This window comes from Streptomyces sp. NPDC059003 (assembly GCF_042740445.1).
GTDB lineage: Bacteria > Actinomycetota > Actinomycetes > Streptomycetales > Streptomycetaceae > Streptomyces.
Window position 1 is genome coordinate 1 of record NZ_JBHYJH010000117.1, and the last position, 23,995, is coordinate 23,995.

The following is a 23,995-nucleotide window of genomic DNA, read 5'->3' on the forward strand; positions in this document are numbered from 1 at the left end:
CCGGGCGCGCGGCGGGGGACTCCGCGGGGGGCGTAGTGACGGTTGCAGAGGCAGTCGGAGCGGCCCCCCATCACCCCGTTCCACCCGCCGCCCCCCGGCACTTGGGTGCCGGGGGCCGCCTCGCGTCCGCTCACGGGCCGTTGTCAGTGGTCCGTGTCAGCATCGAGGACGTGGAGAAACTGCGGCAGCTGCGCCTGGCAAAGGACGCGATGGACCGCGACTGGGCCGACCCCGACCTCGACCTGGCCGCGGTGGCGGCCTGCGCCGGTTACTCCCGCTACCACTTCATCCGCGCCTTCAAGGCGGCGTACGGGGAGACGCCGGGCCAGTATCTGTCCCGCCGCCGCATCGAGCGGGCCGAGGACATGCTGCGCTCGGCCGACCTGGCGGTCACGGAGGTGTGCCTCCTCGTCGGCTTCACCAGCCTCGGCACGTTCTCGTCGACCTTCAAGCGCCGGACCGGACTCACCCCCAGCGAGTACCGCGCGCGGCACGTGGGGCGCGGAGCCGCGCTCATACCCGGGTGTTACGCACTGCTGTGGGCGGGCGGCTTCCCCCGGCGCGAGGACCGCAATTCTCAAGAAGCGGGGTGAGCGCCCCGCTGCCTACGGTGGCCCGGCAAGGACGGAACAACCCCCCACCAGGAGCACATCATGATCAAGGGACTCGCCATCTCCACCGTCTGGGTCCTCGACCAGGACCGCGCGAAGGAGTTCTACACGGAGAAGCTGGGCCTGGAGGTCCGTACGGACATGACGTTCGGCGAGGGCGGGATGCGCTGGCTCACCGTCGGCGCCAAGGACCAGCCGGACGTCGAGTTCGCGCTGATGGTGGCGGGTGGCGCCGGCATGGACCCCGAATCGGCCCAGGCCCTGAAGAAGCTGGTCACCAAGGGGGTCCTCGGCGCGGGCTCCCTGACCACCGACGATGTCTACGGGGACTACGAGACGCTGAAGGCCCGCGGCGTCGAGTTCCTCCAGGAGCCGCAGGAGCGCCCGTACGGCATCGAGGCGATCTTCCGCGACGACTCGGGGAACTGGTTCTCGTTCACGCAGCGCCGCGAGGGCGGCCTCGACCTCGACAAGGACTGGGCCTGCTGACGCGGCCGGTGCTGCTGACGCGGCTGGGTCTGCTGACGCGGCCGGGCCTGCCCAAGGAGCCGGACCCGGGCCGCCGCCCGGCGCACGCTCAGCCGAGATCCGGGAGCTGCAGCATCGGATAGCTCCCGGTGTTCGTCGGCGCGTGCTCCGGCAGCCACAGGACCGCCACCGCGCCCTCGGCGGGCACGTCGGGCGCGGACCCCGGCGGGCGGATATTGCGGAAGGTAAGGCGCGCCCCGAGGACCCGGGCCTGGCCCGCCGCGATGGTCAGGCCCAGGCCGTGACCGCGGCCCGCACGGTCCGCGGAGCCGGTGCGGAAGCGGCTCGGCCCCTCGGCGAGCAGCGCCTCCGGGAAGCCGGGGCCGTGGTCGCGCACCCGCACCACGCGGCCCTCGACGCTGACCTCGATGGGCGGCTTGCCGTGCTTGGCGGCGTTCATGACGAGGTTGCCGATGATGCGCTCCAGGCGGCGCGGGTCGGTGGTGACCTCCGACTCGTGCACGACCGTCACCGTGACGTCGGTGCTGAGGATGGCCATGCGGCGGCTCACGAACTCGCCGAGCATGATGTCCTGCAGCTCGGCCCGCTCGGACGCCGAGTCGAGCCGGGCCACTTCGAGCACGTCCTCCACCAGCGTGCGCATGGCCTGCGCCCGGTCCTTGACCAGCTCCGTCGGCCGGCCGGGCGGCAGCAGCTCGGCGGCCGTGAGCAGCCCGGTGACCGGGGTGCGCAGCTCGTGCGCGATGTCGGCGGTGACCCGGCGCTCGGCCTCGAGGCGCTGCTTGAGGGCGTCCGCCATGGCGTCCACGGCCTGCGCGAGGTCGTCCGTCTCGTCGCGCACGTACCCGCCGATGGCCTCCTGCACGGTCACGTCGGTCTGGCCCTGGGCGACCTCGCCCGCGGCCGTCGCGGCCTTGCGCAGTCGGCGCGCGATCTGGCCGCCGATGAGCACGCCGACCGCGCAGCCGCCGAAGACGACCGCGATCGAGCCGATGACGAGGGCCTGGTCGAGGTCCTTCATGATGGTGACGTTGCGGTCGGCGAACCGGCTGTGCACCGACAGGACGCGGCCGTCGCTGAGCGGCGCGGCGCCCCAGATGTCGGGCACGCCGTCGCCGTGCTCCTGCACGTAGGTGGCGCGGCGGCCGGTGAGGACCTTCTGCCGCAGCTCCTTCGGCAGCTGCGCGTCGTCGATCTTGGTGCCGTAGATCGCGTTGGTCGTGCCGCGCGCCTCGTAGTTGCGCTGGGCGATCTGGACGCGCTCGTCCTGGAGGTCGCGCGCGTTGTCGAGCATGGACACGCGGGCGGCGTTGTGCACGACGAGGCTCAGGGCCACCGCGATGAGCACGCCGACGAAGGCGATGGCCGCGGCGATCTTCCAGCGCACGCCGGTGCGCAGCCTGGTGCCGGCCAGGGCGAGCAGCTTTTCGCGCGCCGCCGCCCACGACGGACCCCGCCCCGGGCGCCAGCCGCGGCCGTCGCCGCCGCCGTCATAGCCGCCCGGGCCGCCGCCGCCGTCGTAGCCGTCCAGGCTGTCACCGCCGCCGAAGCCACCGTCGCGGTCCCCGTAGCCGCCGGTCCCGCCGGTCCCCCCGGACCCCACGGTCCCCTTCATGCCCCCGCCCATGGCTGCCCCTCGTACCGCCGCATGCCGCAAGCTCACGCCTTGAGCTTGTAGCCGAAGCCGCGGACCGTCTCGATCCGGTCCTGGCCCACCTTGGTGCGCAGCCGCTGCACATGCACGTCGACGACGCGCGTGTCACCGCCCCAGCCGTAGTCCCACACGCGCTCGAGGAGCTTGTCGCGGGACAGGACCGTGCCGGGCGCGGACGAGAACTCCAGGAGCAGCCGCATCTCCGTCGGCGTCAGGGCGACCGTCTTGCCGCCGCGCCGCACCTCCATGCCCTCGGTGTCGATCTCCAGGTCGCCGAAGGTCAGGACGCCGCCGTCGGCGGAACCTTCCTCCTGCGCCGAGGGCGCCGCCGTACCGGAACCGCTGGCGTGCCCGAAGCGCCGCAGGACGGCGCGGATGCGGGCGACCAGGACGGCGCCGTCGAACGGCTTGGTCACGTAGTCGTCGGCGCCCGCTTCGAGGCCGAGGACGACGTCGATCGAGTCGGCCCGCGCCGACAGCATGATCACCGGGACCGTGGACTCCTCGCGGATGCGGCGGCACAGCGACACGCCGTCCATGCCGGGCACCATCACGTCGAGCAGCGCGATGTCGGGCCGGTCGGCCCGGAACGCCTCAAGGCCGAGCAGCCCGTCGGGCATGGCGGTGACCACGAAGCCGTCGCGCTCCAGGGCGAGCTGCGTGGCCTCGCGGATGACGTCGTCGTCCTCGACGAACAGGACATGGGTGTGTTCTGCCATCGGGTGCTCTCAGCTCCGGGGTCTCGGTTCGGGGGTCACGGTCACGGCCAGGGGTTCGGCGTACGGCCAGGGGTACGCGGCGGGGCGGGGTCAGTCCGAGGACGGCTCGGCGGGCTGGCTGTCCACCGTGGTGTTGTAGTTGTTGCGCGTGCGGTCCTGCTCGGTGAAGCGGTTCGACGCCCAGTGGTACGTGATGATCTCTTCGCCGGTCGGATCGGCCACCGAGCCGTCCTTGCCGTACATCTGCTTGCTGACGACCAGGTCGCCGCGGTCTATCTCGGCGTAGACGGGCGGCTGCTCGTCGCTGAAGACATTCTCGTACTTCTTGCCGTCGGGGCGATACACATAACTGCCGATGCCGACCCTGTCACCGCAGGTCATCACGTTCACCACGATGTCGGAGGAGGCTGCTCCGGTCAGGTTGCCGTAGCTCACGTCCACCGGGTACTCGTCCTCGACGCACGGCTTCAGGTCCCGCTTCACGGCCAGGCTGACCTTCGGGTCGTCCCTGACGAGCTTGACCGCGTCGACGCTCGTCGCGGTCGGCGACGGCGAGACCGAGGGCGAGGTGGAGGGCACGGCGCCGACGCGTGCCGGGCCCTCGTCGCGCGTGCCGGAGCCGCCCGTCGAGCAGGCGGTCAGCGCGGACAAAAGGCCGAGGGCGGCGAGCACGGCCACCGCCGTGCTCCCCGCCTTCTTCCGCTGTGCAGTGGCCCGTTGGGCCGATGTGCCAGGGGCACTCAGGCCGCGCAACGCTCCCGCTCCTCACGTTCGAACACGCGGGCATCGAGGTCGCGGCTCTCCAGCTCCTGACGGAGCCGCGCGAGCGCCCGGTGCAGCGTGCTCTTGACCGTGCCGGCCGACATGCCGAGCGCGGCGGCCGTCTCCTCCGTGGACATCTGCTCCCAGTGTCGCAGCACCACGACGCTGCGCTGCTTCGGGGCGAGCACCTTCATGATGTCCATCAGCAGGGCGCGGTCCGCGTGCTGCTCGGTGGAGTCGTCCACGGACGCGTCCGGCAGCTGCTCGGTCGGGACCTCTTCGAGCTTGCGGGCGCGCCACCACTCCGTACGCGTATTGATCATGACGCGGCGCAGGTACGCGTCCGCGAGCCGCTTGTCGGCTATGCCGTCCCAGCGGCCGTACGTCCGCACGAGCGCCGTCTGCAGCAGGTCCTGCGCGTCGACCGGGTCCGGGACGAGCCGCCGGGCGCTGCGCAGCAGGGCGTCCTGCCGAGTGCGGACGTACTCTTCGAACTCGAGCACCTCGCCGTGCGCCATTCCCAACCGCCTCCGTTCCCGTTGCTTCCCGACCGCGATCTCTTGTCCGTGCGGTACGGGAATGAAGCTACGGAGGCGTTGTCACGGGGTTGTGCGGAGCAGCCAGCGGCGGACGCACGGCTGTACGTCGGTTGTGTAACAGAAGTAGGACATGAGTAAACCCGCGGGCGGCAAACGGGACTCTTCCGGACAAGGGGATCGCCGCTTGCCCCTTACATCGCCCTCAGATCGCCTCTCAGGTCACATCAGGTGAGCGGCAGCCGGTAACAACCGTCCGGCAGCGGCTCCACCAGACCGTCCGCGACCAGGCCGTCCAGGGCGCGGGCCCGCTGCACCGGCTCGTCCCACACCCGGTCGAGCGCGGCCTGCGGCACTGGCGTCACGGCCTCGCGCAGCACGGCGAGCAGCTTCCCGCGGACCTGGCGGTCGGTGCCCGCGTACGTCTGGCCGCGCCGGGCGGGGCCTTCGTGCGCGGGCTTGCCCGCCGCCAGCCAGGCGCAGTGCGCGGCGATCGGGCAGCGCCCGCAGTCCTCGTTCTTGGCGGTGCACACCAGCGCACCGAGCTCCATGGAGGCCGCGGCCCAGCGCGACGCGGTGGTGTCGTCCTCGGGCAGCAGCGCGCGGGCCAGCTTGCGCTCCGCCGCGGTGGTCGCGTTCGGCGGGTACTGCACGCCGGTGACCGCCCGCGCGAACACCCGGCGCACGTTCGTGTCGAGCACCGCGTGCCGCTGACCGTACGCGAAGGACGCCACGGCCGCCGCCGTGTACTCGCCGATGCCCGGCAGCGCGAGCAGCTGCGCGTGCTGCGACGGTACGTCGCCGCCGTGCCGCTCCGTTATGGCGACCGCCGCGCCGTGCAGCCGCAGGGCGCGCCGCGGGTACCCGAGCCGCCCCCAGGCGCGCACGGCCTCGCCGGGCGCCTCCTTGGCCAGGTCGGCGGGGCGCGGCCAGCGGGCCAGCCACTGCTCGTACACGGGCAGGACCCGGCTCACGGGCGTCTGCTGCAGCATGAACTCGCTGACCATGACCCCCCACGGGCCCGCGTCCGGGCGGCGCCACGGCAGGTCGCGGGCGTGGCCGTCGAACCAGGCGATGACGGGGGAGTGCAGCACGGTGACGCGGTCGGCAGCGAGTGCGGTCGGCATGCCCCCGATCCTGCCATGGGCGGCGCGGTCAAGGGGTGAGGCCGGGCCCTGCCGGGAGGCCCCCAAGCCCGCCCCTTCCCGACCTGGGGCTCCGCCCCAGACCCCGCTCCTCAAACGCCGGAGGGGCTGAATCCTGCCGCAAGATCCAGCCCGTCCGGCGTTTGAGGACGAGGCGCGCAGCGCCGGAGAGAAGGGGGGTCTGGGGGCGGAGCCCCCAGGAGAGGGCGGGTGGGTGGGGGAAGTACCTGACGATCGACAGAGGCGTACGAGGCCCGCGGCCACGTAGCGTCGGGAGGGTGAGAACCCGACGCCACATGGACGCCCTGCTCTGGCTGGCCTTGGCCATCCCCGCGGTGGCGGCCGACGCGATCGGCCTGAACGAACCCCGCGCCGCCTGGCAGTACGCCGCAGGCCTCGCCGCCCTCGCGACCGCCGCCGCACTCTGGCGCCGCCGCCCGGCCACCGCGTTCCTGCTCGCGGCCGCCACCGGCGAGGCCACGGCGGCGTCGCTGTTCACCGTCTCGTACGGCATGGCGCTCGCCGCCTTCGCGTTCCTGCTCGGCAAGCACGGTGCACGCGCCAGACCCGCCCTGCTCGCGTTCGCCGCCGTCGCGGCGACCGGCACCGCCAAGATCGCCGTCCGCGACGTCGACCCGGTCGTGGAGTGGCTGGTCCTCATGGCCACGCTCCTGTTCGGCGCCGTCTTCCCCTGGCTCGCGGGCCGCTACTGGCGGCAGAGCCGCGCGCTGACGGCCGCCGCCCTGGCCAGGGCCGACCAGCTGGAGCGCGAACAGCTCATCGTCGCCGACCGGGCCCGCCTGCGGGAGCGGGCCCGCATCGCCCAGGACATGCACGACTCGCTCGGCCACGAGCTGAGCCTGATCGCGGTGCGCGCGGGCGCCCTGCAACTGGCCGCCGACCTGCCCGAGCACCACCGGGCGGCGGCCTCCGACCTGCGCGCCGCCGCCGCGGAGGCCACCGACCGGCTGCGCGAGATCATCGGCGTGCTCCGCGAGGAGGGCGACGAGAGTGCCCCGCTCGGCCCGCCCGGCGAGACGGTGGCGCAACTGGTGGCGCGGTCGGCCGAGTCGGGCCTCGCGGTGCGGTACGAGGCGGACGGCGACGGCGAGCCGGGGCCCGCGGAGCGCCTCGCGTACCGCGTGGCCCAGGAGGCCCTGACCAACGCGGCCAAGTACGCGCCGGGCGCCCCCGTCACCGTCGGCGCGACCCGCACGGGCACCCGCACGACGATCACGGTCACCAACGGGCCGCCGCAGGAGGAGGGTTCACCGCCCGGCGGCGGCTCAGGACTCGCGGACCTGCGCACCCGCGTGACGGCGCTCGGCGGCACCCTGCACGCCGGGCCGGACACCGGGCCGGGCGCCGCGGGCGGCTTCCGCGTCACGGCGAGCATCCCCGCCGTCCCGGATCCGCACCCCGCGGCCGCGCCGCCCGCGCACTCCGGCGCCGTCCTCGCCTACGCCCGCCGCCGCACCGTCCTCGCCTTCGGCGCCGCGGCCGCCACCGGGGCCCTGCTGATCGCGGGCACCTTCGGCTGGTACGCGTACACCAAGACCCACTCCGTCCTGAAACCCGCCGACTACGCGGCGCTGCGCGTCGGCGAGCCGCAGTCCGACGTCGCTGCCGTCCTGCCGGAGCGCAGCGTCGCCGACCCGCCCGCCGACCGCGCGCCGAGCCCGCCGCCCGACGGCGCCGACTGCCGCTACTACCGCGCGAGCGACCGCCTCTTCACCTCGTCCGCGCACTACAGGCTCTGCTTCGACAACGGAAAGCTGGTGGACAAGACGGTGATCCCCAAGGCGGGCACGGGCCGCGAAGTCCGCGAGGAACGAAAGGAGTGGCTGCGGTGATCCGCGTCCTGCTCGCCGACGACGAGGCGATGATCCGCGCCGGGGTGCGCGCCATCCTCGCCGCGGGCGACGGTATCGAAGTGGTCGCCGAGGCCGCCGAGGGCCGTGAGGCCATCGCGCTCGCCCAGGCCCACCGGCCCGACGTGGCGCTCCTCGACATCCGCATGCCGCGCCTGGACGGCCTGGCCGCGGGCGAGGAGATCGTCCGTACGCTGCCGGGCACGGCGGTCGCGATGCTGACGACGTTCTCCGAGGACGCGTACGTCGCACGGGCCCTCAGCGGCGGCGCCACCGGCTTCCTCCTGAAGTCCGGCGACCCGCACGAACTCATCGCGGGCGTACGGGCGGTGGCGGGCGGCGCCGCGTTCCTGTCGCCGAAGGTCGCCCGGCACGTCATCGACGGCCTCGGCGCGCGCCGCATCGGCCGCGAGGCCGAGGCCCGCGCGCGGGTGACCGCCCTGACCCCACGCGAGCGCGAGGTCCTCGGCCTGGTGGGCGCGGGCCTCTCCAACCCGGAGATCGCCGCCCGCCTCCACCTCGTGGAGGGCACCGTCAAGGCGTACGTGAGCGCGGTCCTCGACCGCCTTGAGGTCAAGAACCGCGTCCAGGCGGCGATCGTCGCGTACGAGGCGGGGCTGGTCGCCGACGCGGGCTGAACTCCCTTGCGGGGTGCCCCGTCAGGGCTGGTGGGTGGGGGGCTGCTGGCCCTGCTGGGGCTGGTTCGGATACGGGTACGGGGCCTGGTACTGATACGGGTAGGGCTGCGCCTGCTCCGGCTCCTGCTGCTGATTCTGCTGATTCTGCTGGTACTGCGGATGCTGCTGGTGCGGGATGTACGGCTGGGAGTGCTGATTGACGTACGGCTGCGGGTCGGCGTACGACGCCTGCTGGTTCTCGTACGACGCGTGCTGGTCCTCGTAGGCGTACGCGGAGGGCGCGTACGTTCCGTACCCCGCCTGCCGCGGCTGAGGAGTGGCGGCCGCGGGGGCCTGGAGGGCGGGCGTCGGTGCGCCGGGGCCCGCGAACCAGCGGACCGCGCCCGCCCGCGAACCGCGCATCGCCTCAGTGATCCGCACGAGCGGCCGCGTGGCCAGGCGCACCGCCAGGAACGCCACGACCGCGCCGAGCACCAGGCCGACGGCCACGTCGTGCGGGTAGTGCACGCCCACGAACACCCGCGAGAACGCCATGAGCACCGCCATCGGCAGCGTCAGGGCGGCGATGCGCGGCCAGAACAGGGCGAGGCCGACGGCCGCGGCGCCCGCGATCGTGGAGTGGTTGCTCGGGAAGGACCAGTCGCCCTGCGCCGGGCACTCCACGAGCGGCGTCAGCGCCCCGGACACCGCCCGGCACGGCCGGTCCTCCTCGACCACGGACTTCACCACCTCGCTGATCACGTACGCGAGCGCCGTGCCCAGCGGGGCGAGGACGGCGATCGCGAACGCGCGCGGGTCGCCGCTGCGGGCCCGCCACCAGGCCACGACGAACAGCACGCCGAACAGCAGCAGGCCGAGTTCGGTCCACACCTCGGCAAGATGCTGCACCCACGTCGGCGTGTCGTGGGCGAACTCGGTGATGTCGAGGTAAAGGCCGGAGGAATGCATGGTGTCCATGATTGCGGACCGTACGGAGTGATCTCGAATCGTCACATCCAGCGATGGACCGATACCGGACCTGACGAAAGACAGGGTCGGGTGCGGGGCCGGGGCGGTGCGCGGGCGGGCCGGGAGGGGGAAGGGGCGGGCGCGACCGGGATGATGATCCGCAAAAGTTGTGGCCTGAGGCGGCGGGTGGGGCCAGACAACGGCCGGTTCTCTCGTAAGGTTTGAGCGTGGGATCTCTGCGCAATCCGATCGGGCCGCTTCCCTCCTCCATCTACTGGCGCCGGAGGGCCGTCCTGCTGTCCGTGGTCGGACTCCTCTTGCTCCTTGTCATTTGGGCTCTCGCGTCGGGCGGAGGCGACGGGAAGAACGGCGCCGACGGGCCGTCGGGCAAGGGACCCGCGACCTCCATCACGCCGGGGCCGTCCAGTTCGGGGCCCGCGATCAGCGAAAACCCCGGCGGGCGCGACGAGTCGGACGACGGCTCCGGGTCCGGGGGCTCGGGCGGGTCTGGCGGGTCGGGTGGTTCCGACGGCTCGGACGGCGAGGGGGACGGCTCCGGTGACGGGTCCGGCTCCGGGTCCGGCTCCGACGACGGTGCGAAGGGCGGCGGCGGGTCCGGCAGCCGGCTGCCCGCGGGGTCCACGCTGCCCAACTGCACCTCCGGAGCGGTGAAGTTGAAGCTGCGCAGCGAGAAGGTCCGCTACGAGTTCAACGAGAAGCCGAAGCTGGAGCTGACCGCCGTGAACTCCTCCGGGAAGGCCTGCAAGGTCGATCTCGGCGCCAAGGGAACGGTGTTGACGATCACTCAGCACAAGACCGGCAAGGAGATCTGGTCCTCGGACGACTGCCCGTCCGGCGGGGCCAGCCTGCTGTTCCGGGTGCCGGGCGACGGCCAGGTCACGCACGCCGTGCGGTGGGACCGCAAGGCCAGCGCCCCCGGCTGCGCGACGCCGCCTGCCGGCGGGGCTGCGGCGGACACGTACCTGGTCGAGGCGAAGGCCCCCGGCCTGGGTACGGCCCGGGCATCCTTCGTCCTGGAGGACTAGCTCCGCCTGTCGTATGGGGTGGGCGGGCGGGGTGGATCCCGCCGCGAAGCGGCGGGCCGGAGGCGCATCCCACCCGGTGCGGGCCGGTGGGGGGTTTCCGCCGCTACCGCGGCGGATTGTTTCCCACCCGCCCGCCCGTTTCCACCCTCCCAGGGGGTGGACGCCCCCGGTGGGGGCCGGCCGCCATCGGCGGGTGCGGCCCGTCGGCAGGTAGTGGGAGGGCGGGCGGGAAGAAGCCGCCGCGCTAGCGGCGGGACCTGTGCGCACGAGACGGCGGCCTACCCCATGCAGTGGGGCACCCCATACCCCGCCCCCCGCCGGAGGCTAGACGTAGCGCTCGAGGATCGAGGACTCCGCCAACCGCGACAGCCCCTCCCGCACGCTGCGGGCCCGCGCCTCGCCGACGCCGTCGACCGTCTGGAGGTCGTCCACGCTGGCGGCGAGCAGCTTCTGGAGGCCGCCGAAGTGCTCGACGAGGCGGTCGATGATGGCGCCGGGCAGCCGGGGGACCTTGGCGAGGAGCCGGAAGCCGCGCGGCGACACGGCGGAGTCGAGCGCCTCGGGTGACCCGGTGTAGCCCAACGCCCGCGCCACCGTGGGCAGTTCGAGGAGCTCGGCGTGGGTCAGGGAGTCCAGCTCGGCCAAGGCCTCGTCCACGGTGCGCGACCGCTTCGCCGTGGGCTCGGGGACGTAGTCCCGGACGACGAGCTCCCGCTCGGGCTCGACGCCCGCGATCAACTCGTCCAGCTGGAGCGCGAGCAGACGGCCGTCGGTGCCGAGCTCCACCACGTACTCGGCGATCTCCGTGGCGATGCGCCGCACCATTTCGAGGCGCTGCGCGACGGCGGTGACGTCCCGGACGGTCACCAAGTCCTCGATCTCCAGGGCGGACAGCGTGCCCGCGACCTCGTCGAGGCGCAGCTTGTACCGCTCCAGGGTGGCGAGGGCCTGGTTGGCACGTGACAGGATCGCCGCCGAGTCCTCAAGGACGCGCCGCTGCCCGTCCACGTACAGCGCGATGAGCCGCATCGACTGCGATACGGAGACGACGGGGAAGCCGACCTGCTTGCTGACGCGGTCCGCCGTGCGGTGCCGCGTGCCCGTCTCCTCCGTGGGGATCGTGGGGTCCGGCACCAGCTGCACGCCCGCGCGCAGGATCTTCGTGATGTCCTTGTCGAGCACGATGCCGCCGTCGAGCTTGCACAGCTCCCGCAGGCGCGTCGCCGTGAACTCGACGTCGAGGACGAAGCCGCCCGTGCACATCGACTCGACGGTCTTGTCGGAGCCGAGGACGATCAGTCCGCCCGTGTTCCCTCTGAGGATGCGCTCCAGGCCGTCCCGCAGAGCCGTGCCCGGCGCGACCGCGCTCAGGGAGGCACGCATCAGCCCATCGGCACCGGAGCTTCCACCGGGCTTGCCGGGAACCGCTCCCCGGTCGTTGGCTGCCACTGCACTCCTCCGGTCGCAGGTTGTCCGAGCGCTCGGCCGACCCGCTGTCGCACGCCGTGCTTCGTACGGATGGGCGAGACCAGGGCAAAGTCTACCGGCGGTCCTCCGTCTCCCGTGGGGCCTCTCGGCGACGCGATCTCGGAAGGACGCGCAGCGCGTCGCCCATGTCGGCGACTTCGGTGACCTTCATACCGGGCGGCACCTTGCCGGGGTCGCCCGGCACCAGCGCGTGCGTGAAGCCGAGGCGGTGCGCCTCGGCGAGTCTGCGCTGCACGCCCGTGACCCGTCTGACCTCGCCCGCGAGGCCGACTTCGCCGATCGCCACCAGGTTCTTCGGCAGCGGGGTGTCGCTGGCGGCGGAGGCGAGGGCGAGCGCCACGGCCAGGTCGGCGGCGGGCTCGGACAGCTTCACGCCGCCCACGGTGGCGCTGTAGATGTCGCGCTTGCCGAGGGCGCTGATGCGGCCGCGCTGCTCCAGGACGGCCAGCATCATGGAGACGCGGGAGGTCTCCAGGCCGGACGTGGTGCGGCGCGGGGAGGGGATCTGGGAGTCGACCGTGAGCGCCTGGACCTCGGCGACCAGGGGGCGGCGGCCCTCCAGGGTGACGGTCAGGCAGGTGCCGGGGACGGGCTCGTCGCGGCGGGTGAGGAACAGGCCCGAGGGGTCGGCGAGTCCGGTGATGCCCTCGTCGTGCAGCTCGAAGCAGCCGACCTCGTCCGTCGCCCCGTAGCGGTTCTTGACGCCTCGTACGAGACGGAGGCGGGCGTGGCGGTCGCCTTCGAAGTGCAGGACCACGTCGACCAGGTGCTCCAGGAGGCGGGGGCCCGCGATCGCGCCGTCCTTGGTGACGTGTCCGACGAGGAGGGTGGACATGCCGCGCTCCTTGGAGGCGCGGATCAGGGCTCCGGCGACCTCGCGGACCTGCGCCATGCCGCCGGGCGCGCCGTCGATCTCCGGTGAGGCGACCGTCTGCACCGAGTCGAGGATAAGGAGGGAGGGCTTGACCGCGTCCAGGTGGCCGAGGACCGCGGACAGGTCGGTCTCCGCCGCCAGATACAGCTCGTCGGCGAGCGCCCCGATGCGGTCGGCGCGCAGCCGGACCTGGCTGGCCGACTCCTCGCCGGTGACGTACAGCGTGCGGTGGTCGCCCGTCGCCGCCTTCGCCGCCACGTCGAGCAGCAGCGTGGACTTGCCGACGCCGGGCTCGCCCGCGAGCAGGACCACGGCGCCGGGCACCAGGCCGCCGCCGAGCACCCGGTCCAGCTCGGGCACGCCGGTGGAGCGCGCGGTGGCCTGACGGCCGTCGACCTGGCCGATGGGCAGGGCGGACGAGGTGACGCGGCCAGGGGCCGTGGTGCGCACCGCCGGCGCGCCGTACTCCTCGACCGTGCCCCAGGCCTGGCACTCCGGGCAGCGGCCGAGCCACTTGGCCGTCTGCCAGCCGCACTCGGTGCAGCGGTAGGACGGCCGGTCCTTCGCGGTTTTCGTACGGGCAGCCATGGACGAAACCGTAGCGGCCACCACTGACAGTGCCCGGCAGCGCCTGTGCCATTGGCACATGAACGGGCACCCGCACAAGCCGCCCGCTCGAACAGGCGACGGAATCGTGGCTTCCTGTCCCCTTTTGAGGGATCTGTTCACCCGTAAGGATTAAATGTGCTGAAGAGGGAGGAAGCCCTCTGCATCATGCGCCTAACTTCGCACGGGTGATGAGCAGCAGTCCGGAAACCCCCACGCACACCACCGGCGCGCACCGGGCGCATGCGGGCGCACGCAAGCGCGTGGTGCCGCGCACGGTCCCGCAGGCGCCCCCCGCGCGCTACGAGCCCTTCCTGGACGGCCTGTTCACGTACTGCCTGTCCGTGCTCTGCGACCACGACGCCGCGACCGCCGCGCTCGGCGACGTCCTCGCGCTCGCCGAGCGGCGCGGGGCCCGGCCGGACGGCGACACGCGCGCGTGGCTGTACGCGCTCGCCCGCTGGATGTGTCTGCGCGCCCTCGCCGAGGCCCGGCAGCGCGGCCGCCAAGGGGCGCACGCCGCGGCCCACGCCGCGAAGTCCCCGCCCGCGCCGCCGCGCGCGACCGACGCCTCCGCGGCCCTGGCCGTCTCCGCGGTCTCCGTGGCGGCCGCCGCACCCGGCGCCGCCCCACCGGGAGCCCTCGCCCCCGACCTGCCCCCACCGGGAGCCCCCGCCCCCGACCTGGCCGCACCCGGAGCCCCCGCCGACGCCGCCGACCGCGCCCGCCGTCGCGAACTCGCCCAGCTCGCCTGGCCGGAGGCCGCCGGCACGACGCCCGAGCAGCGCGAGGCCCTGGAGCTCGCCGTCCGCCACAAACTGACCCCCCAGGAGGTCGCCGCCGTCCTCGGCCTCGGCCACGAGGCCGCCCGCGACCTGCTCGCCTCCGCGGCCTGCGAGGTGGAGCGCACCCGCGCGGCCCTCGCCGTCGTCGAGACCGGCAGCTGCCCCATCGTCGCCCGCCTCACCGGCGACAACCAGGTCCTGCTCGGCACGGCCCTGCGCACCGAGCTCGTCCGGCACGTCGACGACTGCCCGCGCTGCCGCCGTACCGCCGAGCGCGCCGGTTCCGGTGCCTGGCCCGGCACCGCCGTCACCCCGGCCGCGCTGCCCGTGATCGCCGCCCCGCGCGCGGCCCTGCACCACGCCATGGCGCACGCCCCGCACGCCCACCGCCGGGTCCGCGGCGGCGGCCCCCGCTTCGACCGGCGCGGCTTCCCCATGGACCCCAAGGACCACGCCGCCCGCCGCGAGCGGCTGCGCGCGCGGGCCGTCACGACGACGGTCGTCGCCACCGTCGTGGCCGCCCCCGTCCTCGCCCTGTGGGCCGCCTACCGAGGGGCGCCCCTCACCGGCGAGGGCACCGACGGCCGCTCCTCCAGCTCCACGGAGGCCGACGACGGCCCCCGCGCGCGGGAGGACTACGAGAACGCGGGCAACGCGCGCACCACCCCCGACCCCCGCTTCGGCTCAGGACGCAAGGGACCCGGTGTCTCCGTAGAGGTCATCAGCCCCGGAGCGCCGTCCGCGCCGGGCGCCGGACGGATCGCCGTCCAGGCCCGCTCCAGCGGCGGCGTGACGCTGATCACGCTGTCGGCGTCAGGGCGCGCGCCGGTCCGCTGGTCCGCGAGCACCGGAGCGTCCTGGCTCCTGCTCAGCCAGTCGTCGGGAACGCTCGCGCCCGGCGAATCGTTCACGATCCGGGTGTACGTCGACGACGACCGCGAGCCGCCGGGGCACTGGAGCGCGCGCGTCACGATCGCACCCTCCGGAGCGGTCATCTCCCTGGAGGGGTACGGCAGTTCCGCACCGCCGCCCAGCAATCCACGCCCCCGCCCGACCGCCACCCGCCCCGGCGGCCCGTCGAACCCCACCCCCAAGCCCACGCCCACCGCCCCGCAGCCCACCCAGACAACGCCGCCCCCGGACCCCACCCCGACCGAGCCCACCCCGACCCCGACGGACCCGGCGACGACCACGCCCCCGCCCGGGGACGGCGATCCAGGTCAGGGCTGACGCGGATGGCGGGGCGAAGCGCCCGAAGGGGCGCGGGGAACTGCGCGCCCAGCCACAAACAACCCGCACTGGCCGAGGAGGAACACCCCAACGGCGAATGGGCACCCTCGCACGCTCAGCCCCGCGGCGGATCCGCCGGATGCGGCGCGATCAACGGCAGCTGCGAAGCCAGTCGCGCCTCACACAGCTCGACCAGCCGGTCATACCCCTTCTTGCCCATCAGCTCGATCAGCTCCGGCCGGTACGACACGTAAACGGGATCACCCGCCCCGTGCGCCGACGTCGCCGACGTGCACCACCAGTGCAGATCGTGGCCGCCCGGACCCCAGCCCCGGCGGTCGTACTCACCGATGGACACCTGGAGCACCTTGGTGTCGTCCGGCCGCTCGATCCACTCGTACGTGCGCCGCACCGGCAGTTGCCAGCAGACGTCCGGCTTGGTCTCGAGCGGCTCCCGGCCCTCCTTCAGGGCCAGGATGTGCAGCGAGCAGCCCGCGCCGCCCGCGAAACCCGGCCGGTTCTGGAAGATGCACGAGCCGTTGTACGGACGGGTCTGGCGCTCGCCGTCGTCGTCGACCGACACCCAGCCCGTCTCCCGGCCCACGTCGTGGTGCTGCCAGATGTCCGGCGTCAGGCGCTCCACGAACCCCGCGACCCGCTTCTCGTCGTCCTCGTCCGAGAAGTGCGCGCCGAGCGTGCAGCAGCCGTCGTCGGCGCGGCCCGCCTTGATGCCCTGGCAGCCGCTGCCGAAGATGCAGGTCCAGCGGGACGTCAGCCACGTCAGATCGCAGCGGAAGACCTGCTCGTCGTCCGCCGGGTCCGGGAACTCCACCCAGGCGCGGGCGAAGTCCAGACCCTTCTCGTCCGGCACCGCCTTCTGCTTCTTCGCCTTCTTGAGCCCGTCCTCCGACTTCCCCGACTGTGACTTCTCCGCTGACTTCTCCGCTGACTTCTCCGACTTGGAACGCTTGGATTTGTCGGACTTCGCCTTTTTCGTCTTTGGCACGTCTCCAGGGTATGCGCGCCCGCATCGGGCCGGGGACCAGCGAGGGCCCCGCGCGCAGTAGCGTTCCGTATATGAGACTCGGTGTCCTCGACGTGGGTTCGAACACGGTGCATCTGCTGGTGGTGGACGCTCACCCCGGCGCGCGCCCGCTGCCCGCGCACTCCCACAAGGCCGACCTGCGCCTTGCCCAACTCCTCGACCCGGCGGGCGCGATCGGCCCCGAAGGCGTCGATCAACTCGTCGCCACCGTGCGTGACGCCCTGCAGGCCGCCGAGGACAAGGGCGTCGAGGACCTCCTGCCGTTCGCCACCTCCGCCGTGCGCGAGGCGACCAACGCCGACGCCGTACTCAGCCGCGTACGCGACGAGACCGGCGTCGACCTGCAGGTCCTCACCGGCGAGGAGGAGGCGCGGCTCACCTTCCTCGCCGTCCGCCGGTGGTTCGGCTGGTCCGCGGGCAAGCTCCTGTGCCTCGACATCGGCGGCGGCTCCCTGGAGATCGCCTACGGCATCGACGAGGAGCCGGACGCCGCCGTCAGCCTGCCCCTCGGCGCCGGACGCCTGACCGCCGCGTGGCTGCCCACGGACCCGCCCGACCCGTCCGACGTCCGCGCCCTGCGCCGCCACGTGCGCGCCCAGATCGCCCGCACAGTCGGCGAGTTCGCCCGCTTCGGCAGCCCCGACCACGTGGTCGCCACGTCGAAGACGTTCAAGCAGCTCGCCCGGCTCGCGGGCGCCGCGCGCTCCGCCGAGGGCCTCTACGTACAGCGGGAACTGAAGCGCAAGTCCCTGGAGGACTGGGTCCCGCAGCTCGCCGCGATGACCGCGCGGGAACGCGGCGAGCTCCCCGGCGTCTCCGAGGGCCGCGCCGCCCAGCTCCTGGCGGGCGCCCTGGTCGCCGAGGGCGCGATGGACCTCTTCGGCGTCGAGTCGGTGGAGATCTGCCCCTGGGCCCTGAGAGAGGGCGTAATCCTCCGCAGACTGGACCACCTCCCGACGACGACGTGACGAGGGCCGGGCCCCGAAGGGGCGCGGGGAACTGCGCGCCCAGCCACAAAACACCCGCACACGCCAGGACACAGAACCCCCGCGGCGCATAGGCACCCATCCCCCGCCCACCCGCCGGAGGCACCCCGTACCCTGTCCCCGTGGCAGAACCAGTCGTACGGATCCCGGATGCGAAGGTCGCCCTGTCGACGGCCTCCGTCTACCCGGAGTCGACGGCGACGGCCTTCGAGATCGCCGCGCGCCTGGGGTACGACGGCGTCGAGGTCATGGTGTGGACCGACCCCGTCAGCCAGGACATCGAGGCCCTGCGCCGCCTGAGCGACTACCACCACATCCCGATCCTCGCCGTGCACGCGCCCTGCCTCCTGATCACCCAGCGCGTCTGGTCCACCGACCCGTGGGTCAAGCTCCAGCGCGCCCGCGCCGCCGCGGAGAAGCTCGACGCGTCGACCGTCGTCGTGCACCCGCCGTTCCGCTGGCAGCGCGGCTACGCGCGGGACTTCGTCGAGGGGATCTGGCGGATGGCGGACGAGACCGACGTCCGGTTCGCCGTGGAGAACATGTACCCCTGGCGCTACCGCGACCGCGAAATGCTCGCGTACGCACCCGACTGGGACGTCACCAAGGACGACTACCGGCACTTCACCATCGACCTCTCGCACACCGCGACCGCCCGCACCGACGCCCTGCAGATGATCGACCGCATGGGCGACCGGCTCGGCCACGTCCACCTCGCCGACGGCAAGGGATCGGCGAAGGACGAGCACCTGGTGCCCGGCCGCGGCACCCAGCCCTGCGCCGCCCTCCTGGAACGCCTCGCGACCAGCGGATTCGACGGCCATGTCGTCATCGAGGTCAATACCAGGCGCGCGATGTCCAGCGCCGAGCGCGAGGCCGACCTCGCCGAGGCCCTCGCCTTCACGCGCCTGCACCTGGCATCGGCCGTGAAGGTGCCCCGCTCATGACCGGCGAGGCCGCCGCCCCCGCGCCCCGCCGCCGCGGCCGCCCCACCCGCACCCAGGCCGAGCAGGGCCCCGCGATGCGCGAGGTCATCCTGGACGCCGCCCGCGCCCAGTTCTCCGAGCACGGCTACGAGAAGACGTCCGTACGCTCCATCGCCAAGGCCGCGGGCGTCGACTCCGCGCTCGTGCACCACTACTTCGGCACCAAGGAGCAGGTCTTCGCGGCGGCCGTCGAGGTGGCCTTCGCGCCCGCCCTCGACGCGCCCGTCGACGTGGAGTACGGGCCGGTCGACAGCGTCGGCGAGCGCCTGACCCGCTTCATCTTCGGCGTCTGGGAGGACCCGGCCACGCGGGCGCCGCTCCTCGCCATCGTCCGCTCCGCCGTCAGCAACGAGACCGCCGCCGCCGTCTTCCGCCGCCTCGTCGCCGCCCAGCTCCTCTCCCGCATCGCCCGCCGCCTGGAGCTGCCGGACGCCGAGCTGCGCGCCGAGCTCGCGGCGGCCCAGCTGGTGGGCACGGCGATGCTGCGGTACGTGATCCAGGTCGAGCCGCTGGCCTCGGTGGACGTGGAGCAGGTCATCGTGCGGGTGGCGCCGGTGGTGCAGGGGCATCTGACCGGCCCCTGAGGGGGTCCTGGCCGGCTTCCGAACGGCTCTCGGTCGGCTTCCGACGGGTTCCGGGCCGGCTCCTGACCGGCCCGCTCCCGGTGGCGGCATGAGACGCCCGTCCCGCCATCCGGACACCCTGTCCGGATCTTGGATCACCGGCGTACGCTCGGCCGTATCGACAGCCGTATCGCGATACCCGCGTCGACACCGCCGCACCGCCGGCCGCGCCGATGACCGTATCGAGATCTGCCCCTGAGGAGCGAGCGACGATGCCCGAGCTGAGGTCCCGCACAGTCACCCACGGCCGCAACATGGCGGGCGCGCGCGCCCTTATGCGGGCCTCCGGGGTACCGGGCGCGGACATCGGCCGGAAGCCGATCATCGCCGTCGCCAACTCGTTCACGGAGTTCGTGCCCGGCCACACGCACCTGGCGCCGGTCGGCCGCATCGTCAGCGACGCCGTCCGCGAGGCGGGCGGCATCCCGCGCGAGTTCAACACGATCGCCGTCGACGACGGCATCGCCATGGGCCACGGCGGCATGCTCTACTCGCTGCCCTCCCGCGACCTGATCGCCGACTCCGTCGAGTACATGGTCGAGGCCCACTGCGCCGACGCCCTGATCTGCATCTCGAACTGCGACAAGATCACCCCGGGCATGCTGATGGCGGCGCTCCGCCTCAACATCCCCACGGTCTTCGTCTCCGGCGGCCCCATGGAGGCGGGCAAGGCCACCCTCGTCGACGGCACGGTCCGGAAACTCGACCTGATCAACGCGATCAGCGACGCCGTCAACGAGAACGTCTCGGACGAGGACATCCTCCGCATCGAGGAGAACGCCTGCCCGACCTGCGGCTCCTGTTCCGGCATGTTCACCGCCAACTCCATGAACTGCCTGACCGAGGCCATCGGCCTCTCCCTGCCCGGCAACGGCTCCGTCCTCGCCACGCACACCGCCCGCAAGGCCCTGTACGAGCGCGCGGGCGCCACCGTCGTCGAGATCGCCAAGCGCTACTACGACGGGGACGACGCCTCCGTCCTGCCGCGCAACATCGCCACGCACGCCGCGTTCGAGAACGCCATGGCCCTCGACATCGCCATGGGCGGCTCCACCAACACGATCCTGCACCTGCTCGCCGCCGCCCAGGAGGCCGAGGCCGGCTACGACCTCACCGACATCGACGCCGTCTCGCGCCGCGTCCCCTGCCTGGCCAAGGTCGCGCCCAACGTCGCGCCCACGACGACGTACTACATGGAGGACGTGCACCGCGCGGGCGGCATCCCCGCGATCCTCGGCGAGCTGTACCGCGGCGGCCTGCTGAACGAGGACGTGCACACGGTCCACTCGCCCTCGATCAAGGAGTGGCTGGACGCCTGGGACATCCGCGGCGGCTCGGCCTCTTCTGAGGCCGTCGAGCTGTGGCACGCGGCCCCCGGCTGTGTGCGCTCGGCCGAGGCGTTCTCGCAGTCCGAGCGCTGGGACACCCTGGACACGGACGCGGCGAACGGCTGCATCCGCGACGTCGCCCACGCCTACTCGCAGGACGGCGGCCTCGCCGTCCTCAAGGGCAACCTGGCCGTCGACGGCTGTGTCGTGAAGACGGCCGGCGTCGACGAGTCGATCTGGACCTTCGAGGGCCCCGCCGTCGTCTGCGAGTCGCAGGAGGAGGCCGTCGAGAAGATCCTCAACAAGCAGGTGAAGGAAGGCGACGTGGTCGTCATCCGCTACGAGGGCCCCAAGGGCGGCCCCGGCATGCAGGAGATGCTCTACCCGACCTCCTTCCTCAAGGGCCGCGGCCTCGGCAAGGCCTGCGCCCTGGTCACCGACGGGCGTTTCTCCGGCGGCACGTCGGGCCTGTCCATCGGCCATGTGTCGCCCGAGGCGGCGTCCGGCGGCACGATCGCCCTGGTCGAGGACGGCGACCGCGTACGCATCGACATCCCGGGCCGCGCCATCGAGCTCCTCGTCGACGAGGCCGAGCTGACCCGCCGCCGCGAGGCCCTCGCGGGCGTCTACGCCCCCAAGTCCCGCGACCGCAAGGTCTCGGCGGCCCTGCGGGCGTACGCGGCGATGGCGACGAGCGCGGACAAGGGCGCGGTGCGGGACGTCTCGAAGCTGGGCTGAGCGCCCCGGCCGCCGGGCGGGCGAGACCGTCCCGGTTTGTCCTGCAACTGGTGTGGTGCGCGGGCGCGTCTAAGGTGTGGAGTGCATGCCACGGGCGGCCCGCGCCCGCACGTTTCACGTGGAACAAGGTGCATGCAGGGACATACGGGGACAAACGGGGGATCGCCATGAGCAGCGAAGAACTGACCATGCCCGGCACCATCGATGTGACGGACGGGTCCGAACTGACGGTGGAGGCCGCGGCGGCCAGGCGGTACCCGGTCGTCGCCGACGTCAACGTCCGCTCGGGCCCCGGTACTTCGTACGCCAAGGTCGGCCGCATCAGCGCCGGTACGCGCGTCACCATCAGCTGCCAGCGGTCCGGCGAGAAGGTCACGGGACCGACCGGGACCTCGAACATCTGGGACAAGATAGGCAGCGGGCGCTATGTGTCCGACACCTACGTCAGGACGGGGAGCAACGGGTACGTGGCGCCGCGCTGCTGACGCGCCGCTGACGTCCGCGGGCGACGTCCCGCGAGCTCAAGAGGCCGCCGCGGTCCGGGTTTCAGCCGGACTTCGGCGGCTTCGCCGTGTCGAAGGCGTACACCAGGTTCTCCGCCCCGGTCACGATGATGGCCCGGCCCGCGAACACCACGCGCGGGGGAGCACCCGTCTCGGAGAGCCCGTTCGTCTTCGGGTCCGTCAACCACAGCCGCTTGCCGTCGCGCGCCGCGAGGGCGGCGACGCGGCCGCTTGCCGAGCTGAAGTACAGCGCGTCGTCGGGCCCCGCGACCGGCCCCGACGCGCCTTCGACGCCCGTCTGCCGGGCCCAGACGCGTTTGCCGGTCAGTGGGTCGACCGCGCTGACCGTGCCGTTCTGCTCGGTGAAGTACAGCGCTCCGTCGACGAGTTCGGGCGCTCCGCCGTACGTCGTCGTCATCCGGGTCGTCGTGGCCCTGCCGCGCTCCGGGTCGACGCGGACCACGGACTCGTACGCGACGACGCCCGCCTCGCCCACCCGCCGCTTCGCCAGGACCAGCTGCCCGTCGGCCGCGCCCACGGGCTCCACCGGCCCCTCCAGCGCGACGGCCCTGCCGAGCCTGCCGGAGTCGAGGCCGACGGTGCGTACGGTGGCGCGCCGCACCTCGGACTCCGAGACCTGCACGCGCGGCCCGCACATCACATACGCGCGGCTGCCCGCGGCCAGCGGCGCGCAGTCCTCGCCCGCGGGGAACGGCACCTGCCACAGCCGCTTGCCGGAGCGGACCGCGTGGGCCTCGACGCGGGTGCCGTCCCGGTCGACGGTGAGGACGGTCGAGCCGACCACGGCGGCGTCGGCGCTCCGGCCGGTGACCGCGGTCGACAGGGCGCCTGCGGGGGCGGACCAGAGTTCCTCGCCCTTGGCGGTGTCGAGGGCGACGAGGTCGCCGGGGGTGTTGCTGTCGGGCGCCATGCGGTAGCCGAGCACGGTGTCGCCGGACACTCCGGCGAGGTAGGTGTGCTGCACGGGGAGGCCCGGGCTGTGCGCGGTCCACGTGCGGTGGCCGTCCTCGACCCGCAGGCGGGTGGCGACCACGCCGCCGCCTCCGCAGTACACGGAGTCCCCGTGGGGCACGCAGCGCAGCTCGTCCGCGATCTTCGCCTTGCCGGGCGGCACGTCCTGCCGCCAGGGCCGGAACCCGTCGGGCAGGGCGGTGCCGGTCGCCGCCACGTTGCGGCCCTTGCCGGGCCGGCCGTCGTCGGGCGTGCCGTCGGAGCCGCCGGTGTTCGCGGTGAGCACCGCGACGCCGCCGCCGATCGCGGCGACGGCCACGGCGGCGGCGAGCACGGGCCGCCAGCGGCGGCGCAGCCGGCGGCCGAGGGTGAGGGGGGTGGCGGGGGCGGCTTCGGCTTCGGGTGCGGCGGGGGTGGTTCCGGCAGGAGCGGCCTCGGCCGGGGTGGTTCCGGCCGAGGCGGCTTCGGCGGGGGCCGCGCCCGCCCCGGTGTCCCCGGCCAGATGGTGCTGCGTATCCGTGTCGCTCGTCCGGCTGCCGCCCTGCGCGGCCGCCAGCTCCATGGGCAGGTCCCGAAGGCGTACGAGGAGCTCGTCGACGGACGGCCGGGTGGCCGGGTCCTTGGCCAGGCAGGGCTCGACGACCGTGCGCAGATGGGGCGGGACGTCGTGGAGCGTCGGCGCCTCGTGCACCACTTGGTACGCCGTCATATAAGGGGAGTCCGCGTCGAAGGGCCCCTGCCCGGTCGCCGCGTACACCAGCAACGTACCCAGTGAGAAGACGTCGGACGACGGCCCGACGCCGCGCGGGGTCTGCAGCTGCTCGGGCGACATGAACGGCGGCGTGCCGATGACGCGGCCGGTCATCGTCAGCGTCTGCTGGTCGGCGGCGCGCGAGATGCCGAAGTCGATGACGCGCGGGCCTTCGGGGGACAGGACGACGTTGGAGGGCTTCAGGTCGCGGTGGACGACGTCCGCGCGGTGGATGTCGCGCAGCGCCTCGGCGAGGCCGATGGCGAGGGTGCGCAGTTCGGCGCCGCCGATCGGCCCGCGTTGGGCGATGCGCTGGGCCAGCGTCGGCCCTTCTATGTACGCGGTGGCCATCCAGGGGTGCCGCGCCTCGGGATCGGCGTCGACCACGGCCGCGGTGAACGCGCCGCTGACCCGACGGGCCGCGGCGACCTCCTGGCGGAACCGGATGCGGAACTCGTCGTCGGCCGCGAACTGGTGGTGGATCAGCTTGATCGCGACGGGCCGCCCTGACGCCGTGCGCGCGAGATAGACGGTGCCCATGCCGCCCGATCCGAGCCGCGACTCGAGCGGGTAGCCACCGATCTCCTCAGGGTCTCCCTCGCGGAGCGACACCTCTTCCGACCTCCCCGTTCCGGTCGTCCCCCGTGAATCTGTCTGCCCG

General features: G+C 73.3%; 20 protein-coding genes and 1 pseudogene. 11 read left to right on the top strand and 10 right to left on the bottom strand.

The genetic code is table 11. The features are described 5' to 3' along the window. The first annotated feature begins 170 nt into the window (after positions 1-170). On the top strand, positions 171-593 hold the full coding sequence (locus tag ACFWZ5_RS31655; protein WP_384805795.1) for a helix-turn-helix transcriptional regulator: 423 nt from the start codon (positions 171-173) through the stop codon (positions 591-593). A 60-nt stretch (positions 594-653) separates the two neighbouring features. Beyond that, positions 654-1,100 carry a VOC family protein gene (locus tag ACFWZ5_RS31660; RefSeq protein ID WP_384805794.1) on the top strand — a complete coding sequence of 149 codons (447 nt, stop codon included), beginning with the start codon at positions 654-656 and terminating at the stop codon, positions 1,098-1,100. Between the two features lie 88 nt (positions 1,101-1,188). Here the strand turns inward: ACFWZ5_RS31660 and cseC are convergent, their stop codons facing one another. From cseC to ACFWZ5_RS31685, 5 genes are all read right to left on the bottom strand, one after another. Beyond that, the gene (cseC, locus tag ACFWZ5_RS31665; RefSeq protein ID WP_384805792.1) at positions 1,189-2,703 is read right to left on the bottom strand and encodes a two-component system sensor histidine kinase CseC; all 1,515 of its coding nucleotides are present in this window, start codon (positions 2,701-2,703) and stop codon (positions 1,189-1,191) included. A 56-nt stretch (positions 2,704-2,759) separates the two neighbouring features. Further along, a complete protein-coding gene (gene cseB / locus ACFWZ5_RS31670) occupies positions 2,760-3,473 on the bottom strand; it encodes a two-component system response regulator CseB (RefSeq protein ID WP_384805790.1) in 714 nt (237 codons plus the stop codon). Between the two features lie 90 nt (positions 3,474-3,563). After that, positions 3,564-4,226: a hypothetical protein gene (locus ACFWZ5_RS31675; RefSeq protein ID WP_384805788.1), complete on the bottom strand. Its 663-nt coding sequence runs from the start codon at positions 4,224-4,226 to the stop codon at positions 3,564-3,566. After that, positions 4,214-4,753: a SigE family RNA polymerase sigma factor gene (locus tag ACFWZ5_RS31680; protein WP_138961132.1), complete on the bottom strand. Its 540-nt coding sequence runs from the start codon at positions 4,751-4,753 to the stop codon at positions 4,214-4,216. The genes ACFWZ5_RS31675 and ACFWZ5_RS31680 overlap by 13 nt, the downstream gene beginning before the upstream one ends. 245 nt (positions 4,754-4,998) lie before the next feature. Continuing rightward, positions 4,999-5,898, bottom strand: coding sequence for an A/G-specific adenine glycosylase (locus ACFWZ5_RS31685; RefSeq protein WP_384805786.1), 900 nt, complete (start codon positions 5,896-5,898; stop codon positions 4,999-5,001). A gap of 296 nt (positions 5,899-6,194) precedes the next feature. On the opposite strand from ACFWZ5_RS31685, the gene ACFWZ5_RS31690 reads away from it, so the two are divergent. Both ACFWZ5_RS31690 and ACFWZ5_RS31695 read left to right on the top strand, forming a co-directional pair. After that, entirely contained in the window at positions 6,195-7,769 is a 1,575-nt protein-coding gene (locus ACFWZ5_RS31690; RefSeq protein WP_384806290.1) for a sensor histidine kinase, read from the top strand. Then, positions 7,766-8,425 (top strand): response regulator, encoded by a 660-nt coding sequence (locus ACFWZ5_RS31695; protein WP_384806294.1) that lies wholly within the window; start codon positions 7,766-7,768, stop codon positions 8,423-8,425. The genes ACFWZ5_RS31690 and ACFWZ5_RS31695 overlap by 4 nt, the downstream gene beginning before the upstream one ends. 327 nt (positions 8,426-8,752) lie before the next feature. Here ACFWZ5_RS31695 and ACFWZ5_RS31700 read toward each other — a convergent pair. After that, positions 8,753-9,382 (bottom strand): annotated as a pseudogene (locus ACFWZ5_RS31700) (phosphatase PAP2 family protein); the annotation flags it as partial. 218 nt (positions 9,383-9,600) lie between these two features. Between ACFWZ5_RS31700 and ACFWZ5_RS31705 the strand changes: the two are divergent. Next, positions 9,601-10,419, top strand: a complete 819-nt coding sequence (locus tag ACFWZ5_RS31705) for a hypothetical protein (protein ID WP_384806292.1) — start codon at positions 9,601-9,603, stop codon at positions 10,417-10,419. A 324-nt stretch (positions 10,420-10,743) separates the two neighbouring features. Here the strand turns inward: ACFWZ5_RS31705 and disA are convergent, their stop codons facing one another. Together disA and radA are read right to left on the bottom strand one after the other, a co-directional pair. Further along, positions 10,744-11,868 carry a DNA integrity scanning diadenylate cyclase DisA gene (gene disA / locus ACFWZ5_RS31710; RefSeq protein WP_384799220.1) on the bottom strand — a complete coding sequence of 375 codons (1,125 nt, stop codon included), beginning with the start codon at positions 11,866-11,868 and terminating at the stop codon, positions 10,744-10,746. A gap of 91 nt (positions 11,869-11,959) precedes the next feature. Beyond that, positions 11,960-13,369: a DNA repair protein RadA gene (gene radA, locus ACFWZ5_RS31715; RefSeq protein WP_384799217.1), complete on the bottom strand. Its 1,410-nt coding sequence runs from the start codon at positions 13,367-13,369 to the stop codon at positions 11,960-11,962. A gap of 206 nt (positions 13,370-13,575) precedes the next feature. Here radA and ACFWZ5_RS31720 point away from each other — a divergent pair, with 206 nt between their 5' ends. After that, a complete protein-coding gene (locus ACFWZ5_RS31720) occupies positions 13,576-15,402 on the top strand; it encodes a hypothetical protein (protein WP_384799214.1) in 1,827 nt (608 codons plus the stop codon). A 115-nt stretch (positions 15,403-15,517) separates the two neighbouring features. On the opposite strand, the gene ACFWZ5_RS31725 is transcribed toward ACFWZ5_RS31720, so the two are convergent. Beyond that, positions 15,518-16,408 carry a hypothetical protein gene (locus tag ACFWZ5_RS31725; RefSeq protein ID WP_384799211.1) on the bottom strand — a complete coding sequence of 297 codons (891 nt, stop codon included), beginning with the start codon at positions 16,406-16,408 and terminating at the stop codon, positions 15,518-15,520. A gap of 71 nt (positions 16,409-16,479) precedes the next feature. Here ACFWZ5_RS31725 and ACFWZ5_RS31730 point away from each other — a divergent pair, with 71 nt between their 5' ends. The 5 genes from ACFWZ5_RS31730 (at position 16,480) to ACFWZ5_RS31750 (ending at position 21,593) form a co-directional block, all read left to right on the top strand. Then, a complete protein-coding gene (locus ACFWZ5_RS31730; protein WP_384799208.1) occupies positions 16,480-17,415 on the top strand; it encodes a Ppx/GppA family phosphatase in 936 nt (311 codons plus the stop codon). Between the two features lie 140 nt (positions 17,416-17,555). Continuing rightward, on the top strand, positions 17,556-18,380 hold the full coding sequence (locus ACFWZ5_RS31735; protein WP_384799205.1) for a sugar phosphate isomerase/epimerase family protein: 825 nt from the start codon (positions 17,556-17,558) through the stop codon (positions 18,378-18,380). Beyond that, positions 18,377-19,003 (top strand): TetR family transcriptional regulator, encoded by a 627-nt coding sequence (locus ACFWZ5_RS31740; protein WP_384799202.1) that lies wholly within the window; start codon positions 18,377-18,379, stop codon positions 19,001-19,003. Before ACFWZ5_RS31735 ends, ACFWZ5_RS31740 begins: the two co-directional genes overlap by 4 nt. A 251-nt stretch (positions 19,004-19,254) precedes the next feature. After that, positions 19,255-21,108 (top strand): dihydroxy-acid dehydratase, encoded by a 1,854-nt coding sequence (gene ilvD, locus ACFWZ5_RS31745; protein ID WP_384799199.1) that lies wholly within the window; start codon positions 19,255-19,257, stop codon positions 21,106-21,108. Between the two features lie 167 nt (positions 21,109-21,275). Then, positions 21,276-21,593, top strand: coding sequence for an SH3 domain-containing protein (locus ACFWZ5_RS31750; protein ID WP_384799195.1), 318 nt, complete (start codon positions 21,276-21,278; stop codon positions 21,591-21,593). 61 nt (positions 21,594-21,654) lie between these two features. Here the strand turns inward: ACFWZ5_RS31750 and ACFWZ5_RS31755 are convergent, their stop codons facing one another. Beyond that, positions 21,655-23,946 carry a protein kinase gene (locus ACFWZ5_RS31755; RefSeq protein WP_384799192.1) on the bottom strand — a complete coding sequence of 764 codons (2,292 nt, stop codon included), beginning with the start codon at positions 23,944-23,946 and terminating at the stop codon, positions 21,655-21,657. Positions 23,947-23,995 lie beyond the last annotated feature (49 nt).